Source organism: Acinetobacter sp. V116_7 (genome assembly GCF_056735735.1).
Window position 1 is genome coordinate 46,522 of sequence record NZ_JBWZIF010000027.1, and the last position, 17,545, is coordinate 64,066.

26 protein-coding genes are annotated in these 17,545 nt (G+C 37.8%); 19 read left to right on the plus strand and 7 right to left on the minus strand.

Features of this window, described 5'->3' with window-relative positions; translation table 11 throughout:
- Nucleotides 1-138 precede the first annotated feature (138 nt).
- Both AC1PJP_RS12770 and AC1PJP_RS12775 read left to right on the plus strand, forming a co-directional pair.
- Nucleotides 139-1,296 carry a tyrosine-type recombinase/integrase gene (locus tag AC1PJP_RS12770; RefSeq protein ID WP_479767067.1) on the plus strand — a complete coding sequence of 386 codons (1,158 nt, stop codon included), beginning with the start codon at nucleotides 139-141 and terminating at the stop codon, nucleotides 1,294-1,296.
- Nucleotides 1,289-1,957: a hypothetical protein gene (locus AC1PJP_RS12775; protein WP_479767068.1), complete on the plus strand. Its 669-nt coding sequence runs from the start codon at nucleotides 1,289-1,291 to the stop codon at nucleotides 1,955-1,957. Before AC1PJP_RS12770 ends, AC1PJP_RS12775 begins: the two co-directional genes overlap by 8 nt.
- Before the next feature lie 10 nt (nucleotides 1,958-1,967).
- Here the strand turns inward: AC1PJP_RS12775 and AC1PJP_RS12780 are convergent, their stop codons facing one another.
- From AC1PJP_RS12780 to AC1PJP_RS12810, 7 genes are all read right to left on the minus strand, one after another.
- Entirely contained in the window at nucleotides 1,968-2,138 is a 171-nt protein-coding gene (locus AC1PJP_RS12780) for a GntR family transcriptional regulator (protein WP_005042582.1), read from the minus strand.
- 19 nt (nucleotides 2,139-2,157) lie between these two features.
- Entirely contained in the window at nucleotides 2,158-2,454 is a 297-nt protein-coding gene (locus tag AC1PJP_RS12785; protein ID WP_479767069.1) for a hypothetical protein, read from the minus strand.
- Complete coding sequence (locus tag AC1PJP_RS12790) at nucleotides 2,454-3,446, minus strand: hypothetical protein (RefSeq protein ID WP_479767070.1); 993 nt, start codon at nucleotides 3,444-3,446, stop codon at nucleotides 2,454-2,456. The genes AC1PJP_RS12785 and AC1PJP_RS12790 overlap by 1 nt, the downstream gene beginning before the upstream one ends.
- The gene (locus tag AC1PJP_RS12795; RefSeq protein WP_479767071.1) at nucleotides 3,443-4,513 is read right to left on the minus strand and encodes an ATP-binding protein; all 1,071 of its coding nucleotides are present in this window, start codon (nucleotides 4,511-4,513) and stop codon (nucleotides 3,443-3,445) included. Before AC1PJP_RS12795 ends, AC1PJP_RS12790 begins: the two co-directional genes overlap by 4 nt.
- An 11-nt stretch (nucleotides 4,514-4,524) precedes the next feature.
- Nucleotides 4,525-4,848, minus strand: a complete 324-nt coding sequence (locus AC1PJP_RS12800) for a hypothetical protein (protein ID WP_479767072.1) — start codon at nucleotides 4,846-4,848, stop codon at nucleotides 4,525-4,527.
- Between the two features lie 2 nt (nucleotides 4,849-4,850).
- Complete coding sequence (locus tag AC1PJP_RS12805) at nucleotides 4,851-5,288, minus strand: hypothetical protein (RefSeq protein WP_479767073.1); 438 nt, start codon at nucleotides 5,286-5,288, stop codon at nucleotides 4,851-4,853.
- A 215-nt stretch (nucleotides 5,289-5,503) separates the two neighbouring features.
- Entirely contained in the window at nucleotides 5,504-6,292 is a 789-nt protein-coding gene (locus AC1PJP_RS12810; protein ID WP_479767074.1) for a LexA family transcriptional regulator, read from the minus strand.
- A gap of 130 nt (nucleotides 6,293-6,422) precedes the next feature.
- Here AC1PJP_RS12810 and AC1PJP_RS12815 point away from each other — a divergent pair, with 130 nt between their 5' ends.
- The 17 genes from AC1PJP_RS12815 (at nucleotide 6,423) to AC1PJP_RS12895 (ending at nucleotide 17,519) form a co-directional block, all read left to right on the plus strand.
- Nucleotides 6,423-6,644 carry an XRE family transcriptional regulator gene (locus AC1PJP_RS12815; RefSeq protein WP_479767075.1) on the plus strand — a complete coding sequence of 74 codons (222 nt, stop codon included), beginning with the start codon at nucleotides 6,423-6,425 and terminating at the stop codon, nucleotides 6,642-6,644.
- A 69-nt stretch (nucleotides 6,645-6,713) separates the two neighbouring features.
- Nucleotides 6,714-7,214: a phage regulatory CII family protein gene (locus AC1PJP_RS12820; protein WP_479767076.1), complete on the plus strand. Its 501-nt coding sequence runs from the start codon at nucleotides 6,714-6,716 to the stop codon at nucleotides 7,212-7,214.
- A 48-nt stretch (nucleotides 7,215-7,262) separates the two neighbouring features.
- Nucleotides 7,263-7,589: a hypothetical protein gene (locus AC1PJP_RS12825; RefSeq protein ID WP_479767077.1), complete on the plus strand. Its 327-nt coding sequence runs from the start codon at nucleotides 7,263-7,265 to the stop codon at nucleotides 7,587-7,589.
- Nucleotides 7,586-8,536 (plus strand): helix-turn-helix domain-containing protein, encoded by a 951-nt coding sequence (locus tag AC1PJP_RS12830; RefSeq protein ID WP_479767078.1) that lies wholly within the window; start codon nucleotides 7,586-7,588, stop codon nucleotides 8,534-8,536. The genes AC1PJP_RS12825 and AC1PJP_RS12830 overlap by 4 nt, the downstream gene beginning before the upstream one ends.
- Nucleotides 8,533-8,931 (plus strand): DUF559 domain-containing protein, encoded by a 399-nt coding sequence (locus AC1PJP_RS12835; protein WP_479767079.1) that lies wholly within the window; start codon nucleotides 8,533-8,535, stop codon nucleotides 8,929-8,931. The genes AC1PJP_RS12830 and AC1PJP_RS12835 overlap by 4 nt, the downstream gene beginning before the upstream one ends.
- 2 nt (nucleotides 8,932-8,933) lie before the next feature.
- Nucleotides 8,934-9,344, plus strand: coding sequence for an antiterminator Q family protein (locus AC1PJP_RS12840; RefSeq protein ID WP_479767080.1), 411 nt, complete (start codon nucleotides 8,934-8,936; stop codon nucleotides 9,342-9,344).
- Nucleotides 9,345-9,487: 143 nt separating this feature from the next.
- Nucleotides 9,488-9,880 carry a hypothetical protein gene (locus AC1PJP_RS12845; protein WP_479767081.1) on the plus strand — a complete coding sequence of 131 codons (393 nt, stop codon included), beginning with the start codon at nucleotides 9,488-9,490 and terminating at the stop codon, nucleotides 9,878-9,880.
- Between the two features lie 70 nt (nucleotides 9,881-9,950).
- A complete protein-coding gene (locus AC1PJP_RS12850) occupies nucleotides 9,951-10,181 on the plus strand; it encodes a hypothetical protein (protein WP_479767083.1) in 231 nt (76 codons plus the stop codon).
- Between the two features lie 114 nt (nucleotides 10,182-10,295).
- Complete coding sequence (locus AC1PJP_RS12855; protein ID WP_479767085.1) at nucleotides 10,296-11,006, plus strand: hypothetical protein; 711 nt, start codon at nucleotides 10,296-10,298, stop codon at nucleotides 11,004-11,006.
- A 158-nt stretch (nucleotides 11,007-11,164) separates the two neighbouring features.
- The gene (locus tag AC1PJP_RS12860) at nucleotides 11,165-12,013 is read left to right on the plus strand and encodes a hypothetical protein (RefSeq protein ID WP_479767087.1); all 849 of its coding nucleotides are present in this window, start codon (nucleotides 11,165-11,167) and stop codon (nucleotides 12,011-12,013) included.
- A gap of 50 nt (nucleotides 12,014-12,063) precedes the next feature.
- Nucleotides 12,064-12,492 (plus strand): hypothetical protein, encoded by a 429-nt coding sequence (locus AC1PJP_RS12865; RefSeq protein ID WP_479767089.1) that lies wholly within the window; start codon nucleotides 12,064-12,066, stop codon nucleotides 12,490-12,492.
- Nucleotides 12,461-13,102 (plus strand): putative metallopeptidase, encoded by a 642-nt coding sequence (locus AC1PJP_RS12870; protein WP_479767091.1) that lies wholly within the window; start codon nucleotides 12,461-12,463, stop codon nucleotides 13,100-13,102. Before AC1PJP_RS12865 ends, AC1PJP_RS12870 begins: the two co-directional genes overlap by 32 nt.
- 58 nt (nucleotides 13,103-13,160) lie before the next feature.
- Nucleotides 13,161-13,637 carry a DUF2280 domain-containing protein gene (locus tag AC1PJP_RS12875; protein WP_479767093.1) on the plus strand — a complete coding sequence of 159 codons (477 nt, stop codon included), beginning with the start codon at nucleotides 13,161-13,163 and terminating at the stop codon, nucleotides 13,635-13,637.
- Nucleotides 13,615-15,141 (plus strand): phage terminase large subunit, encoded by a 1,527-nt coding sequence (gene terL / locus AC1PJP_RS12880; RefSeq protein ID WP_479767095.1) that lies wholly within the window; start codon nucleotides 13,615-13,617, stop codon nucleotides 15,139-15,141. Before AC1PJP_RS12875 ends, terL begins: the two co-directional genes overlap by 23 nt.
- Nucleotides 15,142-15,149: 8 nt before the next feature.
- The gene (locus AC1PJP_RS12885) at nucleotides 15,150-16,484 is read left to right on the plus strand and encodes a DUF1073 domain-containing protein (protein WP_479767097.1); all 1,335 of its coding nucleotides are present in this window, start codon (nucleotides 15,150-15,152) and stop codon (nucleotides 16,482-16,484) included.
- Nucleotides 16,429-17,241 (plus strand): phage head morphogenesis protein, encoded by an 813-nt coding sequence (locus AC1PJP_RS12890; protein ID WP_479767099.1) that lies wholly within the window; start codon nucleotides 16,429-16,431, stop codon nucleotides 17,239-17,241. Before AC1PJP_RS12885 ends, AC1PJP_RS12890 begins: the two co-directional genes overlap by 56 nt.
- Before the next feature lie 44 nt (nucleotides 17,242-17,285).
- The gene (locus tag AC1PJP_RS12895) at nucleotides 17,286-17,519 is read left to right on the plus strand and encodes a hypothetical protein (protein WP_479767101.1); all 234 of its coding nucleotides are present in this window, start codon (nucleotides 17,286-17,288) and stop codon (nucleotides 17,517-17,519) included.
- The last annotated feature ends 26 nt before the right edge of the window (nucleotides 17,520-17,545 follow it).

The following is a 17,545-nucleotide window of genomic DNA, read 5'->3' on the forward strand; positions in this document are numbered from 1 at the left end:
TGATCAAAAAGCCTTAAATCTTAATGATTTAGGGCTTTTTTAATGCCTTCGATTTAATCATTCTTGATTCAGCTTAATCATTGATAATCAAACTTTATCACTATAAGCTGTTATACAATTGTTATACGGTATAACACTATGCTTTCGGATGCCCAAGTAAAGTCATTAAAACCAAAAGAATCTAGATACTCAGTTGCAGATGGAGAAGGATTAAACATTTCAGTGTTTCCAAACGGAAAAAAGAAATGGGTTCTGTCATACCGTCAAAATGGAAAGCAAAATCAAAAAATGCTTGGCGAATATCCCGTTATGGGATGTAAGGAAGCACGTCTACAAGCAAGACAATTAAAATTAGAATATCAGGGCAAAGTCGCCAATTCTCCACCAGTCCATAAAGTAGTTGAGGAATGGTTGAATATCATGAAATCTCAATGGACCAGCAAAAAATACTATGACACAGTCGAATATAGACTTGCATATGTAACCGAAGATTTTAAAAATCTTCCAATTAATGAAGTTGAAAGAAAGCACATCTCGAAGAAAATTAAGGAAATTGTTGCAAAGGGCACTTTAGAGACAGCCAGCCGTGCATTAAGACTTGGCAAGCAGGTATTTGATTTTGCAATTGCTTCAGATTATTCAGATCGTAATCCATGTACTTTGGTGGAAGATGTAATTCCAGAATATGAATCTGACAGCCATCCTTGCTTACCTGCAAGTGAAATGCCTGAATTTTTTAGACGTATGGAAGCAAGCCATTCAAGTTCCATAGTTAAAATGGCAATGCTTCTAGTTTGTTATACTGGAACGCGTATAACAGAATTATTAAAAGCTAGATGGGATTCTGGCGAACTAGATTTTGAAAATAAGGTTTGGATTATTCCAGCTGATCGAATGAAAAGAAGAAAGGAATTAATGGTTCCATTAGTGCCGCAGATTTATGCACTATTTAAGGAACTCGAAAGCGTAAAAACTGATGATGGTTATATATTTAAAAAACGTGGAAAGCCTTATGAATATATGACGTCTGAGTCGGTACTTACCATGATAAAAAGAATGGGTTACGAAGATAAAATGGTTACCCACGGTTTTCGTTCACTTTTTTCGACTCATGCAAATGAAAGTAAATTATTCCGTGGTGAGGTGATCGACTATCAAATTGCCCACGTGAACAAATCAACAAAAGCTGATAAAACAAGCAAAATTTATAATCGTGCTGAGTATTGGGATGAACGAGTAGAGCTTATGACTTGGTATGCAAATGAAGTAGAAGGATGGTTAAAGACTAATGAATAAAAAAGCTGATTACACAATTATTGGATGTAAAGACGAAGTTGAATTTGTAAAACTACTGGGTAATCAATATTTATATGAAGATATTATAAATAGTTCAATTGAGAACCTAGATCCTGACAATTTTTTAAATAAAGATGAATATTATTCGCGAATGGCTGATTTTCAATCCTTGAAATTGAGATATGAAAAAGAGTTTATTCAAGAAAACAGTGGTGCTGAATTTCATTGGTATTTTATCCAAGGCATTGAAGCATATACAAATGGCCATTATCTACCTGCATTATTGAGCTTAATATGTGGAATAGAAGCTTCTCTTCGATCAACACTTCATTTAATTAGCGATAGCCCTGAAGATAGATTGTATGCAGCTGAAAATATGAATAAACAAATGATTATAAAAGCTAAGCAAAAAGGCCTACCTATTTCAGCTCTGGCTTTTAGTGATGAACATGATTTTCATGAAAAAATAACAACTGATGAAAAGATCAATCTGATTATGCTAAGAAATGATCTAATGCATGGAAATATTCGTGAATTTACTGAATATTTTGAAGATCAAAGAATATTTTATCCTGAACATTTATTAGATCCGCTGGTTGAAATAATCTTAATATCAAAAAAGTGGATAAAAGAGTTAAGTGAATATAAGAATACGATTTGAATAAAGGCGCTTATTTAGCGCCTTGAATTGCAGTTTTGATTTTTGCTACGGATTGAGAAGTCCATCCCTTATAAGTTTTTGACTCTCGATCTGGCGGGAACTCCTCCAAATAATATTTTTTAAAAGTATTTGGAGCCATACCAAGTTCCTTAGCTAGTTGTCTTAAAGAGTACCAAGACATTTAAACCTCCTAATAATTTTCAAGCTACAGCTCTATACATACGTTTAACTTCATGATTCAGCTCATCCATTGCTGAGCGACCTTCTTTGAAATACTTCAAAAGCATTAACTTGTAGCGCTCTTGAGCTGCTTTGTTCATTTCACCTTTATCGGTCAAGGTGAGGGTGGCTTTATTACCTTTAATTAGGTTTACGCCATGTGGTGTACCTCTTCCGCGATAGCCAGCATTCACATTGAAAACAATGAATTTCTCGAAAAGCTGCTGAGGTAGCAGCTTTGGCTCGAAAAGAAACTCTGGAGTAGTTTGTTTCGACATTAGAAAGGTTCCTCCAGTAAATAATCAGGTTCACCTTCTGGTTGAGAACCTGCTGGATTCTCTAATTCAAAACGGCGTTTTCTCACATACCCCATAAGCTTCGGTTGAATCTGTGGATCTCGTGCAGCCACATCAATTTCAAGTGCATCCAAGGTAGTAAGATCTGGTGCGTTTTGGATCTGAACCATTAGAGAAGGCGGTTCACCTGAAGGAGCCTTTTCTTTTTCTAACTGTTCAAGTCGTTTGTGAGTTGCAAGAAGCAAAGGTTCCATTTGTTTATCAGACCAAGTACGGGTATAGCGATAAACTGCATTCACTTCGTCAGGTGTTTTTGATTCCCTAACTCGTAGCAGAAGGGTATCAAGGTTTTTTTGATATTCAGGATCTAATGTCGGGTCAATAGTTTCAGGAACTAATAGATCCTCAGAAACGGTGACATTAGTTTGTTCTGTTATAACAATCGTGGGCTTCTTTGTTTCAGCAATAACTTCAGCAGTCTTTTCTGAAACTACTGTTTGCTCAACTTTAGCTTGTTTACCTTTTTGACCTCTTGGTTTGTCTTTAGTTGCGTCTATTACTTGTATATCAGTAATCATATTGCCAAAAGTTTTACCTATAGCTTGAAGTTGAAGCTTTGCATTTTCTTCATCAAGCTGTGCAAATCCATTACCAACACTTAGACAAGTTTCACCATTTTTAGAGTTATAAGTGGTGCGCAAGACATGAGAAGGCATAACAATATAGATAACTTGGCCATCTTCTAAATCATGCGGTTCAACTGGCTTAGTAAATGTAATTTCTGCTAAAACAGTCGTTTCAAGCTGAATACAGAACTCGTAATGGGGTAGACCAAATACCGTTGCTGGCATTTGATCTAAGGTGCTGAATGACTTATCAGCTTTAAGTGTTCCATCCCCAGCGTAACGACAAAGGACAGTTTTACCTTTTTGAAGAGCTGCAAATGCTTCAGATGCAGTTAGTAAATTATTCATGCTGTCCATCCTTCCATATCTGATTTAGCAGTACAGGCGTTTAAAATGTTTTTTTCGTACTTAGTACCCTTGAAGTAATTAGTTGGGTAATCCAAGTCATTAATTGATTGAGCATCTTTGATATGCTTAAGCGCCATTTGATACTCGTTTTGTAAAGTCTTTTCTTGTTGCTCAATAAGTCGTTGTTCATTGGCTTGTTGGGCTTGTTGATTTTGATGAATGATTTTTTTAATACCGTCACAAGTCTCTTCGAATATTTGCTGTTTCACATCATGAAGACTATTTAGACCACGCTTTGCACAATAATTAGCAATATCAATTCCCGCTTGATGCATTAAGTGCTCAAGTTCTAAAAACTGATTCCCATTGATACATGCATTAGCAGATCCTGAGAGCAGCCACTGTTTTAATAAAACGCCGTCATGCTCACCCAATTGACGCGGATCTAAGAACAAGCGAGAGCGGTCCTTAGTTGCTATAGCAATATTGTCATGAGTTAGATCTAGAACAGTCGTAAATTCATATTCGATACCATCACGTTGTTCGGCCTTCATACCAACTTTTTCAACTTTCTTTTTGCCGTTATCGTTGGTCTGTATGGTTTCCATTTTTGAGCGCATGGTCACAATGATGTTGATGCTGGATTGCAACATTGCATCAATAAATTTGCGGTGGCGTGGCGTTACTTGGCTCCATGCACCCCAAGAATTACCTTTGAATGGTCCGGCGGCCAGTTGATCAACAATTTCAAGACACCCACCAACACCAGACCACTCATGAGTAATACTGTCTAAAATGAGGGTGTCAAAATTTGCTTGCTCAGCTGCTTTAATTACCTGAATAAACTTTTCTGGTGTATATGGTGGTTGAATATTGGCATGTTCAAATTGCACCAAATCTTCATATAGCTCAGCGCTACTATTCTCTGTGTCAGCTACAGCTATTCTGCCGCCAATACCTTTTGCAAGTAGTAGGGCGGTAAAGGTTTTACCTGAGCCAGTAGGCCCTGCAATTGCTAAACGCAATTTCGCATTTTTACGTTCTGCTTTTTTAAAGAAAACTGTCATTTTTATTATCCTTATCTTGAACCAGTGAAGCCGCGAGTACGTTTATAGCTTTTGCGGTCATGTGAAGGGATGTGGGAGCCGCCTAGATCTTTAGCTAATTGCTTAGAGCGCTGAAAGCTAATTTCTTGGATTAAAGTGTTCCAAACTTTCGGATATTCCTTTTTGAATTCCTCTACGTTAAGAGGTGTCTTAACTTCCTTGATGATTTTGTACAGCACGGTACCATTAGCATTTGACACTAAAACCTGCCAACCAATGCGTACAGAGTAGAGGCCAGTATTGTCACGGCCTAAATAAGACTTATAACCATCAGGGTGTTTTTTGACGTTAGACATGATTAAGCCTCCACCAACTTATTACGTTCGATGAAGCCTTTAAGAAGGGCATTGATATTGCGGTGATCGTTGTAATCAGTGAAGTCACTGTACGACTTGCCGTTTACATCCGTAATCTCATTGATTGTGAGCTGAGTTACATCTACAGCAGTGAACTCTGAGCCTTGTACGCCGTAGCTATCTGGATGAGCCTCAAAGTCAAAGCTAACATTTACTCTGAAACCATCTAGCTTTATAACGGCAACGCCTGAAGTCTTACCTGTGATTTTCGCTGTTTGAACACCGTAACTACTAGATTGCGTTTGCGGTGTGAACTGCGTGTTTGGTGCGAAGCTAGATTGAGCTGTCTTGTATTCACAAGAAGCTAAACCAGCAATCAAAACTAAAGCAGTAAAGCCCGTAACTTTGATATGGTTGAATGGAATTGCATTTACGTTCATAATTGATCTCGCAGTTTGCAAAGCACATCGAGAGGTAGAAGGTTCGGTGTGCTTTTTTGTTGTCTGTGAGAAAAATATACCTGTAAGGTAAAATAAAGTAAATACCTGTGAGGTGAAATTATTTAATTATTTTTTTACTTGCTAGGTGTATTTAATGTAAACACTATAAAAAAACCCACCAATTGGTGGGCTTAAATGATGGGTTACTAAATTAATTAATGAGACTTTGGATGCTGTTGCCTGTGTTGACTAGGTGGCACAATATCAGTAATGGCAGTAATACTTTCGACATCATCCATATCAAAAGTTAAGCGCTCACCACCGTTTACAGCTAATAGATTTAGAACATTATTATGAATGCCAATAAATTCTTTAATTGTACATCTGCCATCTTTTAAGCAAACTTGCACAAATTCAGTTGGCGTTAATTCTGCATCTGGATCACATACAACATACCAACCATTCCGGATAGCTGGATACATTGAGTCACCAGTACCTTTAATAGCATATGATCGATCACCAGCGGTGTGAGTAGGAACGTACCCATCTCCAGCATTACCATCATATCCCATATCTGTAAAATAACCGTCCATGCCCATTTTACTATACGCCTTAACTGGAACCCATCTTTTTGAAATAACTAAAGGTTTCTCTACATTTGTCGAAAAAAGTACAGCATCCTCACTGTCAGGGATATTGTATTTCTTCTTAAAGGCCTCTATGTCGAAATTTTTAAAACTTGTAGCGCCATCTTTATGCTGAGTGGGCACATTTTGACCTTCAGACTGATCCAAATAACCACGAGGTTTATTAAAAGCTTCTTCTATTTTTAATGCAGTTTCATCCCCGATATTTTTTGTTGGATTCTTCCCGACATATTGGCTTAACAATCCATAAGACATATCAATTTTTTCGGCAAATTCAGAACGAGTTAATCCCGATTCCTTCATTAATTTCTGTGTATTACCAAGCCTAATTTCATGAATAGTCTTTAATTCACTCATTTTTTTAATTCACCTCTAGCGCTGAACTCAAAAATACCTAATAGGTAAAAAAAATAAATACCCTAACAGGTTGTATTTTGTTTACCTTGTGGGTATATTTAATAAATAAATTTACCAATGAGGTGTATTGATGCTTACTCTTTATAGCTATTGGCGAGGATTAAGTGAGAGCGAACGTCACAAATTCTGCGAAGAAGTAAAAGTTACATATGGATATATGGAAACTCAATTAATCCATGCCCGCAAAAACCCAAGAATGGAAACCATTCAAAAAATGGTTGATGCAAGTAATCAAAAACTAACTCACAAAAGCCTATTTGATTTCTTTTTAGGAACTTCAAAAACAGCTTAAAAACAAAGTTAGGCAAGTATTAATCAAAAAGTTCAAAAAATATATGTGAAGGATATGAAGGATTTCACAATGCAAGAAATGACCTTAAGCAGAGATGCACAAATAGCACTCTGGCAGATTGTAAATAACACACCAAATTGCACAGCAAAAGAAATTGCCCAAGCAATAGGGGATACACATAACTCGGTTTGCAATTATGGCAACCAAAATATGCCTGCGTATTTACCAAGTTTGAAAAAGCTTGAAGCAATGATTTATTTCACACAAAACCCCTCATTGCTAAAGGTTTGGGCACATGAGTTGGGCTTTGCTTTAGTTCCAGTTGGATGCGGTAGATCCAAACATCATGAGTTATCAATCTTTGAAGCAATGATGCAGCACAACATAAAGAACGGAAAAGCAAACCGAGTCGTATATGAAGCATATGAAGACGGAATTATTACACCGTTGGAATATGAAGAAATTCACCAACTAACACAAAACCTTACTGAGCTTATTACGGCAGTCGATCAAGCAGCGTTAAAGCAAATGAAAAAGTGTGAAGCGGAATTGGGAAATGAAAAAGCCTGATCTCGTACATCAGGCTTAGTAATTCTTTCTCTGCTAGAGGAATCGAATATGCAAACTAATTTAGCAAACCAAACAGCTAAAGGCAATCTGCAAGAGCAGAAACGTCAACAAAGTTATCAAACGTGGCATGAACCGGCTTTAAGAACTCTTGCGAATATGTTGAAAGAGCGCAAAGCGAACTTAAAAAAACGCAATCATGATGAAAATCAAGCGGCAGTAACACGTGATGAGTTTATGCAAGGTCTGGTCGATGAGCATGGCGTACATGGTATTGATCTTTACCATGCTGGCGTGATCATTTCGAGTCTTTATAGAGCTAAGCGGATCCACTATTTGGGCTCATTCATTCAAATGAATGAAGAGGGGGATAAATGAGCTTAGACGCTACTGTATGGGCTTGGAAAAAGAAGTTCACTCAAGCTAAGGGTGGTTCTTCTCCAGCTTTAAAAAAATTAGTGCTGCTTTCAATGGCTGATCGTGCGGATGAACAACACTGCTGTTATCCGAGTTCTACACGTTTGGCTGATGACTGTCAGATTAATAAAAAAACCCTTTTTAAGATTCTGGATGAACTCAGTTCAGAGGGTTTAATTTTTGATACTGGTGAAAGAAAAGGCAAAACAAAGCAGGTAATTGTATATCGTTTAATTGGTGTACAAGGTCGGGAAAATACTGTACCAACGTTGGAACAGTTAGGCGCGGAAAGCCTTGATACACAAGGGGAAGATTCTCAAACAGTACCAACGTTGGAACAGTACCAACATTTCCAGCAAACAATACCAACATTTCCAGTAAACAGTACCAACGTTGGTACACGGAATCTATCAAGTAATCTTTCAGATGAATCTAAAAATAAAAAAACTTGGCTTTGTTTTAAAAAACTTCGTGAAGAAATTTTACTTTCTGACAAGTCTGTAGATTTTGATGAACTCGTAATGCAGTCATGGTATCACCGAGAACTTAGAGCATTTGAACTCAACAATGCATCAAAGAATCTTTGTGATGATCTTTTGATTTTCCATTTTGCTGATTGGTTACTGAATGCAAAAGCTAAATACGAGCGCCGTCAAAAAGCATCACAACCAGCTAAATCATTTTCTGGTGAACAAAAAAATTCAACTGGTTTAAGTCAAAAGCAGATTGCTGTCTTCGCTGACAAGCTTTCTAAACATCCTGAGTTTTCTAGCAAGTATGCAGAAGGTAACGAGAGCTATGAACAACTTGCTGCACGTATCGCAGTGAAGCTTACAGATCCTGAGCAACAACAAAAATTAATGCCATACCTCATTCAAGTTGGTTTCAGTGCAAAGGGGGCGGCATGACATCAATAAGTCTTGCTGAATATCGTGGATTATTTCCTATACAGAAAAATAAAAAACGCCGTTCAGCAAAGCAAACAAGGGAACCAAGTGTAGGGGAAGTTGTATTAGCAACACATCTCAAAGCCTGCAAGATTGATTTTGAGCAGGAATATAAATTCCATCCGAAACGCAAATGGAGAGCAGATTTTTTAATTACTGGGAAAAAGATATTAGTAGAGATTGAAGGCGGCATCTGGAGCGGTGGCCGTCACACAAGAGGGAAAGGTTATTTAGGAGACATGGAGAAATACAACGAAGCAGCAATGATGGGTTTTACAGTTTTGAGGTTCAGTACAGAACAAGTTAAAGCAGGCGTGGCGATTAAACAAATTGAGCAATTGGTGGGAGAAATCTAAAAATGAATGCAAAAATTAATAATGCAATGGATTGGTCTAAGCGTTCAGCTCACCAGTGGCTTGAACAATATGGTCTATGGGTAAGATCAACAAATTTTAAAGTTTCAGCTAATCCGTTAGCTACCTTAATTGACCGAAATGACACGACTAGGGTCAGATCAAGTAAGGTATCAATGCCATGTGTTATAGAAGATTTTGAGGCAGTTGAAGTGAGTAAATTGTTAGCAAAAATGCATAATGATAAACGAGAATTTTTACAAGAAAGGGCTTGGTTTCTAATACTTTATTATGAAAATGATTGGTCTTATTTAACAATTGCTAATGTGCATAGATGTAGTAAAGCAAAAGTGCGTTCAGAAATAGATAAAGGCTTAGCCTACTTAGATGGAAAAATTGAGGTGTTGCAATCTTGACAGTGCAGCACAGTTGGTTTAAATTTATGGTATGGTGGGACGAAGTTATAAGTGTTGCACCAAAATGTTTTTAAAGGCTCGCCAAAAGGTGGGCTTTTTGCTTTCTATGGTATAAGTTTATCTCCTAGGTTAAGGGGGTAATCATGAAAAAATTTAATTTTGATTCAAATCGACAGTACCGTGAAGTTCTAAATAACCTTGCTTATTATCCAAGTGGAAGAGAGGAGCCTACTCAATTCAATGATGACCACTCTGGAATTTATTTAGCATCTCTAGAATATGATGTTGAAGCTGAAAATATAAAGCATTTGGAAATGGCTATTGATGACATTTTATCAAAATATAAGTCAAGATTGTCTGAAGAAAGAACAGCTCACAGAGATTTAAGATTGGCGATTCTTCGTTGCGACTTCAATGAAGTAGCATTTTTATTGCACAATATTCGTACTACATCAGGTGATGTTGGATTCAGAGATAATACAAATTACGCATATCCTGATGAGTTGTTTGATGAGCTTATAAGCAAAAAAGTATGAATTAAACAACCCAAAAATGCGGGTTATCTATTGTGTTATAGTCCAGTCTAATTAAAAACTGGTCACTTAAATGAATATCTGTATTGGCGGTGATTTAGACGGTGAAGTTGTAAATAACCGTGAAGGTACTTTCTTTGAAGCAAGTACAATTGATTCAAGTAAGCAATCAACCTATAACAGCCAGAGTTATAGAATTGGTGAAAATACATATCGGTTTTGGCTTTGTGCAGAATTGCCGTATATGGAAACAACAGAAATAGCTAGTAAGCATCTAGCTTTAAAATACAAATACCTTTCTTAAATTTAAGTTGTTGAATTCCAAGCCCACCAAATGGTGGGCTTTTTATTTTCCAGTTTCTACCACCCAAGCCTTATCAATTAAAAATGATAGGGCTTTTTTTATGAGGAAACCTTAATGGTTACTACTCCGAAAAAAGCAACAATCGAAACTTTAACTGACACAAACTTGCCAGCAGGTCATACAGTATTGGTAAAGATTGCCGATACGACTAGCTATGACCAAGTGCTGAGTAATGTTGAGGCAATTAATACATTACCCGGCTTTACTGTCATTGGTGTAACAAGTCTTCCGAATCCTCCAGCATCGGCTTGGTATTTGGATAACTGTACATATGAAAATGGTGTTTTAACTCCAGTAGGTGAGCTGTTAGATTTCGGTACCCCTGAAGCTCCACTGATCATGTACGGTTATCATGCTGCTACTAAAGCTAATATTGGCGATACGCTTGAAGTTGTTGCTGAGAATTTCTTAAGTGCTACAGGTAATGTACATAGCGGTGTTCGTTTGCAGACTACATTCGATAGCTACGATCTAGGTGGTTCGAATATTGGTTATAACAATACTAATGATGGAAATAACGACTTCTTTTCTTTGTTAGATACATTGTTCCAAACACAAGCCTTGCCAGTTAATTATTCAATGAAATACCTGTCTGAAACTGAAATTGAGCATGTGATTACTTCAGTTGATGGTTTAACTGAAATTCATCGTTACAACCAAACGATTACTTCATTTGCTGAAGATGTTTACTTCAATTTCACTCTTATTTGTCAAAATAGCAATGAAGTGATTCCAACGACTATTAATGTGATTCGAGCTGTTTAATAATTATTAAAAAGCAGAATTTGAGCTCCACTTGATTAGCTGATTGAGTGGGGCTTTTTATTTCTGAGGAATTTAAGTATTGTGTCCAAAATAATTTAATTGACTAGACTTCTTCTTAAAATCTATGATCTCTGCACAGTATTAGATTCAAATAAATTATGGAATTTAATGATTTTTTTTATTATTTTATTTGTATGTCTGCTGACATCATTTATTTAACTTGGCTTATACGTGGACTGGTTGATTCAGATATGGTTAAACAAATATTATATTTTTGCAGTATTTACTTTTTTATCACTTTATTTTGTGTGATTGGATATTTTTATCTAGGTGCAAGTTATGGTAGTGAATTAGGCCTTGGTCAACCTAATGCAGTAAAATGGGTAAGAGCAGATATAATTTCAATTTTTTCTGCTGTGGGTGTTTTTCTTGCACCAATCGCTGTAATTATTGGTTTTCATCAATGGAAAAGGGAAAAGAAATTAGTAGCGCGTATTGATGCATTAGAAAATTATAAAAAATATTTATCTGACTATAATAAAGAATTAATTTCTTTTCAAATGTCAAAATATTGGTTTAATTTTCAATATCGATCTAACCAAGTTAATAAGAATAATTTGGAAGAATTTAGAGATAAAACTAATAAAATAATCATTACTTTTTTTCATGAAGTTATGAACAAAAAAATTTATTTTCTTGAAAATGAAATTGATAAATTTGAGACCTATTTAAATAATCTTTATATAATTTATAGTAATTTAAATAAGGCTGACTTAATTGTTGAATCAATTGATTTAAAAATTCCGAGATCTTGCGTAGACACTAATGATAATTTACAAAAATATAAAAACTTATATTTACTAGATCCCAATTGCCAACATATTAAGACAAATTGTAGTGGCGATGTAATGAAGATTTTAGAGGAATTTTCTAAAGTAAAAATTCATAACTTTTTGAATGAATTCTCTGAATACATAGATGTCTTATTATTAAAGGCCTATAGATAACTTGAACTTATTACTTAACCTCCAATTGGAGGTTTTTTTATAGGTGAAATATGGACGTTAAAGAATATTTTTGGTTTACACGGAAAAAAGAAGCTAAAACTAAACCTAAAAGCAGACCATTGCCTAAGGCTAAAGAAAAATATCTTGAAGCTGAAGAAATGTTATTTCAAGAATTAGAAGAACATCGAATTGGTTATCGACGAAAATTTCAATTTGAATCAACCAAGAATTGGCGGTTCGATTTTTATATTGTTAAGTTGAATCTTCTTATAGAAATTGCTGGCAGTCCTTGGGCAGTTGGTCGCGGTGGCACAAAGATAGCAAATTCATTTAATAAATATGATCTAGCTCTTGATCGAGGTTATGTATTTGAGCGTCTTGAACCTCATCAAATTGAATCAGGTTATGCAATTAACTGGATTAAAAGCGAATTAGCGAGAATTGAAGATGGATCAGATCAGACCATTTCCTCCAACTGATTTTATAGACCAAGCAGATGAAGAGGAAGCGATTCGTATAGTACCTGCGCCCGATTTACAAAACTGGGTAGTTGCTAATTTTCTAACGCTTGGAGGCCCTTTACATAATCCAGATCACGACCATATCGCTGAGATGCTTCATGACAATGAGGGATTCTTGGCTTTTGCATGGGCTTCTACTGCTTATACGAGAGCTAAGCGTATGGTGCTCGGCCAATGTGAAAAGGTTATGTTTCAACAAGGCGGCTGGAAGAAAGCCCGCCAAGAGCAACAAATGCGTGATTGGTTTGGATTTGTTCCTGTTTACTTAATCACTATCGATGCAAGCTTTTGTGAAAAGGCAAACGATAGCGAGTTTTGTGCTTTGCTTGAACATGAGCTATATCACATTGGTGTAGAGCGAGACTCGGACGGTGAGATTATTTACAGCGATCATACTGGCCTACCTAAGCACTATTTAACTGGTCACGATGTGGAAGAGTTTATCGGTGTTGTGAAGCGATGGGGTGCAAATGAAAACGTTAAGCGATTAATTGAAGTCGCTAAAAATCCGCCGTTTGTTTCTGATTTAGATATTTCTAAATGCTGTGGAAACTGTGTAATTACCTGAGCCTTGAGGCTCTTTTTTTTGGCTATTTAGGTTGACGTAGGTTGACAGGATTGAGGATATGGCGGCTCTAAAAAAGGAGGTAAAAGTCTTTATAGTTCGCTCACTTGCCGTATTTAATACACCCACAGAAACTGCTGAGCTCGTCAACCAAGAATACGGGATAAAAGTTACTAAACAGCAGTGCGAGAAATACGACCCAACTAAACGGGCAGGTGAGAACCTAAGCGAAGAGTTAAGAAAAGATTTTGAAAAGACTCGCGAAATGTTTTTAGGTAAGCCTGAGGCAATCCCAATTGCAAACTTAGCGGTGCGTTTACAGCGATATGAAAGCCAATATCAAAAGCACAGTAGAAACCGTGTAGCAGCTCTAAGCATTCTTAAGCAAGCTGCTGAGGACATGGGCGGCAAGTACACGAATAAGACTGAAATTACAGGCGCTGGCGGTGGGCCATTACAAAGCGAAAATATTACCTATGTGACTGCTACCGATGAGCAGGTAAGGCAGGCGATAGATGAACTCGAGAACGAATATTGATCCTGTTAAAACCAAAGCTAAGCGGATTAAATGTGAGAAAGAACATTTATTTTTCACACGTGCTTTTTTCTTACCACGTATGGGCTTTAAGTTTTCGGTCAATTGGCATCATGAATATATTGCCGACAAGATTGACGAGGTAATTGCTGGCAAAGTTAAAAACCTAGTGATTAACGTTCCACCCGGAAGCGGTAAAACTGAATTACTTACAAACCTTATTGCCCGTGGCATAGCGCGTAATGCTCGATCACGCTTTTTGTATTTGTCTTTCTCGCAATCACTTGTAGAGGATGTATCGGCAACAGCAAGAAACATTGTTAAGTCGGAAGACTTTCAGGATCTATGGCCTGTAAAGATTTCTACCAGTACGGACGCTAAGTCTAGTTGGAAAACTACAGTCGATGGTTACGATGCTGGTCATGTTTATTCTGCTTCAATGGGCGGGCAGGTGACGGGTCGCCGTGCAGGTACATTAGCGGATGAAGGCTTTACCGGTGCGATTATTCTGGATGACCCATTAAAGCCTGAGGATGCATTTAGCCAGACAGCTAGACGTAAAGCTAACCGTAAGATCTTAAATACGGTCAACTCGCGTAAAGCTAAATCTGACACGCCAATTATTCTGATCATGCAGCGATTGCACGTTGAAGATCCGACTAACTTTGTTATGACGGGTAATGTACCTGGTGAATGGGAACAGATCAGTATTCCCGCGCTTATCGATGATGAGTACATCAGTAAGTTGCCTGAAAAAATTCAAAGTAAAATTCCACGTGATGTTGAGCGAGATGCGAAAGGCCGTCAAAGCTATTGGCCATTAAAAGAATCATTGCAATCGCTATTGCAACTCGAACAAGGCGGACAGGATAAAGACGGCGCTACGGTATCGCGTTACACGTTTGCAAGCCAATACCAGCAAGCCCCTAAAAAGCTGGGTGGTGATCTGGTTAAGGCTGACTGGTTCCCACGTTATGTAGATCTACCAGTTCTTAAGTGGCGGGCGATTTGGGCAGATACGGCGCAAAAGACAAAAGAGCATAACGATTTTTCTGTGTTTTTATGTGCTGGTCTTGGATATGACAATAATCTTTACATCATTGACGTGAAGCGCGGGAAATGGGAAGCACCAGAGCTTTTAAAAGAGGCTAAAGCTTTTATTAATAAGCATAAAGATGGCAATACTAAGATCGGCAAACTTCGCTATATGGCCGTAGAAGATAAGGCGAGTGGTACCGGATTAATTCAATCCATATCTAAGCAGACCACTTTACCAATACGAGCGATTCAGCGAAGTACAGACAAACTTACACGAACTATGGATGTGGTGTTCTATGTTGAAGAGCGCCGTGTCTGGCTGCCATCAGAAGCACCATGGCTTTTGAACTACATTGAAGAAATTGAAGGGCTCACGGCCGATTGGACACATGACCATGACGACCAATGGGACCCAACCATTGATGCAATTAACGATTCATTAGCAAGCAAGCCAACTGTATTTGATTAGAGGAAATTATGGCTGAAGATAAAAAGTCCGATGCAATTGGCGATGCAGGGGCGTATACAAACTTTGTCTCAAATCTTGGTACCGAACGTGACAAGGCATCACACGGTTCTTTCGTTAAGAAGATAATTCCTGATGAGCAATTAGAAGCCGTGTATCAACACTGGTTGGCTAAGCGAATCGTCAACCGCCCAGCAAGTGACATGCTCCGAGCGGGTTGGTTCTATGAGGGGATTCAAGATAACGATTTATTGAAGCTTAAAGAGGCGTGTAAGGCTTTTAACCTAGACGGGGTGCTCTTATCTAGTTTGGTACTTTCTCGCTTATATGGCGTTTGCTATGTGCTTCTAGGGACTGTGGACGGCGGCAACTTAGATCAACCGTTTGAATTAAACAAATTAGGTGTTGGCCGTTTAGAGTTTTTCACTGTACTTAAGAAAAAGCAGATTGAAGCCGATACTTCAAAATACTTGCCACCAAGTGAAGCAGGGGGGCTTTTAAAGCAACCTGAATTTTACAAGCTAAAACTTGATGGAAAGTCTAACCAACGGATCCACCACACACGCTTAATTAAATTTGCCCATGCTGATGTGGTGAATGAAGAGCCTCAAAGTATTTTGCAGGAAGTCTATGAGGATCTACTTGATCATGCTGCCGTAAAGAAAGCCACTGCTAGTCTAGTCCATGAATCTAAAATTGATGTGATTAGAACTCCGCATTTGGTTGATAAGATCAAAGAAGATCTAAAAGGTGTAGCAGAACGTTTTCTTAGTGTTGGGTTGCTTAAAGGTCTAAACGGCATGATCGTTTTAGATAAAGAGGAAGAGTACGACTCTAAATCTTATAGCTTTGGTGGCTTACCTGACCTTATGCGTGAATATTCGATACAAACTTCTGGAGCTGCTGAAATGCCATATACGGTTTTATTCGGTCAATCACCAGCGGGAATGAATGCTACAGGCGAACATGACACACGTAACTATTATGACAGTATCGCAACTAAGCAAACATGGTCATTAAAACCTTTCATGTTAAGGCTTCTAGGAGTGATTGTTCAGACTACATTTGGTCGTCAGATTCCAACTCTGGACGTTGTGTTCAATCCGCTATGGCAGTTAGATGCCAAGGTTCGTGCCGAGGTTGAGAAAGCTAACGCAGAACGTGACGATAAATATCTTCAAATGGGTGTCATTACTGAGCCACAGATAGCAAAGCAGCTTGTTATTGACGGTGTTTATTCAGTGATTGATGAAAAGCACATCAAAGAACTGGAAATAATGGTGAAGCCAAATGACGACGATAATTCAGATCCTGAAACCACACCTCCAGCAAGCAAAGAAACGTAAGAAAGGGCGTAAAGCTTCCAAGCCTAGAGCTGTGCATGTAAATCGCCGTGTAGAGCTTTATTACACTCGGCAATTACTGGCTATTTCAAAATACTGTCAGGAACAAACTAAGGAATTAGTTATTCCTACAGTTGGCCAGAATATCGGTGATGCATGGTTCTCGGACATGATGACGGCGTTTAGGGAAAAGCTCACAAAGTATGTTGTTGAGGTTTCGCGACCGTTGGCCACAAAAATTGTGACTGACACCCAAAAGGAAGTGGACAAGCAAATTGCAGAGCACACCAAAACAATTATTGGTGTGGATCTAACGCCGTTCTATCGGGCCGCTGATATCCAAGACGAGGTAGATCTAAACATCACGGCAAATGTCAGTTTGATTAAGTCTATTCCGCAGCAATACGCAGATAAGCTTGAAGTATTAATTACTAATGCTTTGCAAACTGGCCAAACTAATGAAGAGCTGGCCAAAGCTATTAAGCAATTAGGGTTATCTACTGATTATCGTGCACGGCTTATTTCTAGTGATCAGATGGGCAAAATTAACGGCCAGCTTAACCAAGCCCGACAGCTTTCTATGGGTGTTGAGACATACACATGGCAAACGGCGAAAGATGAGCGTGTACGCCCAGATCATCAACATAAGCAAGGAAAGACATTTAGATGGGATTCACCACCTGCTGGAGGGCATCCGGGTCAGCCTATCCGATGTCGGTGTACAGCATTGCCAAATTATGAGGATATTTTGATTGATTAGTTATATTGAAATCATTTATAACTGAAAAAAATTGGAAGAAATTTATGAACATAGTATTTAATGATATAAGCGGATATCAACGTAATATTTCATGTGAGCCTTTGGGTGTTGAAGTGCAATATATTGGATATACCGCATATAGCATCACAAACGGATTTGACATAACTGGAAATCACAACATTCAAGTGAGAAATAAAATTTTCCTTAATGGCAGTAGTGAAGTTTTCGCTTTGAATAAAGTTGATAAGATAGTAAAGATTGGAGATATAGTACTTTAAGCTTTTAATATTTTTAATAAACCCAC

Excerpts from the sequence above, each read along its gene's own strand:
- AC1PJP_RS12845 (WP_479767081.1), top strand. The coding sequence starts at position 9,488 with ATGAAAAAATTTAATTTTGATTCAAATCGACAGTACCGTGAAGTTCTA.
- AC1PJP_RS12885 (WP_479767097.1), top strand. The coding sequence starts at position 15,150 with ATGGCTGAAGATAAAAAGTCCGATGCAATTGGCGATGCAGGGGCGTAT.
- AC1PJP_RS12815 (WP_479767075.1), top strand. The coding sequence starts at position 6,423 with ATGCTTACTCTTTATAGCTATTGGCGAGGATTAAGTGAGAGCGAACGT.
- AC1PJP_RS12770 (WP_479767067.1), top strand. The coding sequence starts at position 139 with ATGCTTTCGGATGCCCAAGTAAAGTCATTAAAACCAAAAGAATCTAGA.
- AC1PJP_RS12855 (WP_479767085.1), top strand. The coding sequence starts at position 10,296 with ATGGTTACTACTCCGAAAAAAGCAACAATCGAAACTTTAACTGACACA.
- AC1PJP_RS12825 (WP_479767077.1), top strand. The coding sequence starts at position 7,263 with ATGCAAACTAATTTAGCAAACCAAACAGCTAAAGGCAATCTGCAAGAG.
- AC1PJP_RS12870 (WP_479767091.1), top strand. The coding sequence starts at position 12,461 with ATGGATCAGATCAGACCATTTCCTCCAACTGATTTTATAGACCAAGCA.
- terL (WP_479767095.1), top strand. The coding sequence starts at position 13,615 with ATGAACTCGAGAACGAATATTGATCCTGTTAAAACCAAAGCTAAGCGG.
- AC1PJP_RS12785 (WP_479767069.1), bottom strand. The coding sequence starts at position 2,454 with ATGTCGAAACAAACTACTCCAGAGTTTCTTTTCGAGCCAAAGCTGCTA.
- AC1PJP_RS12830 (WP_479767078.1), top strand. The coding sequence starts at position 7,586 with ATGAGCTTAGACGCTACTGTATGGGCTTGGAAAAAGAAGTTCACTCAA.
- AC1PJP_RS12820 (WP_479767076.1), top strand. The coding sequence starts at position 6,714 with ATGCAAGAAATGACCTTAAGCAGAGATGCACAAATAGCACTCTGGCAG.
- AC1PJP_RS12850 (WP_479767083.1), top strand. The coding sequence starts at position 9,951 with ATGAATATCTGTATTGGCGGTGATTTAGACGGTGAAGTTGTAAATAAC.
- AC1PJP_RS12805 (WP_479767073.1), bottom strand. The coding sequence starts at position 5,288 with ATGAACGTAAATGCAATTCCATTCAACCATATCAAAGTTACGGGCTTT.
- AC1PJP_RS12790 (WP_479767070.1), bottom strand. The coding sequence starts at position 3,446 with ATGAATAATTTACTAACTGCATCTGAAGCATTTGCAGCTCTTCAAAAA.
- AC1PJP_RS12775 (WP_479767068.1), top strand. The coding sequence starts at position 1,289 with ATGAATAAAAAAGCTGATTACACAATTATTGGATGTAAAGACGAAGTT.
- AC1PJP_RS12890 (WP_479767099.1), top strand. The coding sequence starts at position 16,429 with ATGACGACGATAATTCAGATCCTGAAACCACACCTCCAGCAAGCAAAG.
- AC1PJP_RS12875 (WP_479767093.1), top strand. The coding sequence starts at position 13,161 with ATGGCGGCTCTAAAAAAGGAGGTAAAAGTCTTTATAGTTCGCTCACTT.
- AC1PJP_RS12800 (WP_479767072.1), bottom strand. The coding sequence starts at position 4,848 with ATGTCTAACGTCAAAAAACACCCTGATGGTTATAAGTCTTATTTAGGC.
- AC1PJP_RS12795 (WP_479767071.1), bottom strand. The coding sequence starts at position 4,513 with ATGACAGTTTTCTTTAAAAAAGCAGAACGTAAAAATGCGAAATTGCGT.
- AC1PJP_RS12835 (WP_479767079.1), top strand. The coding sequence starts at position 8,533 with ATGACATCAATAAGTCTTGCTGAATATCGTGGATTATTTCCTATACAG.
- AC1PJP_RS12865 (WP_479767089.1), top strand. The coding sequence starts at position 12,064 with ATGGACGTTAAAGAATATTTTTGGTTTACACGGAAAAAAGAAGCTAAA.
- AC1PJP_RS12895 (WP_479767101.1), top strand. The coding sequence starts at position 17,286 with ATGAACATAGTATTTAATGATATAAGCGGATATCAACGTAATATTTCA.
- AC1PJP_RS12810 (WP_479767074.1), bottom strand. The coding sequence starts at position 6,292 with ATGAGTGAATTAAAGACTATTCATGAAATTAGGCTTGGTAATACACAG.
- AC1PJP_RS12860 (WP_479767087.1), top strand. The coding sequence starts at position 11,165 with ATGGAATTTAATGATTTTTTTTATTATTTTATTTGTATGTCTGCTGAC.
- AC1PJP_RS12840 (WP_479767080.1), top strand. The coding sequence starts at position 8,934 with ATGAATGCAAAAATTAATAATGCAATGGATTGGTCTAAGCGTTCAGCT.
- AC1PJP_RS12780 (WP_005042582.1), bottom strand. The coding sequence starts at position 2,138 with ATGTCTTGGTACTCTTTAAGACAACTAGCTAAGGAACTTGGTATGGCT.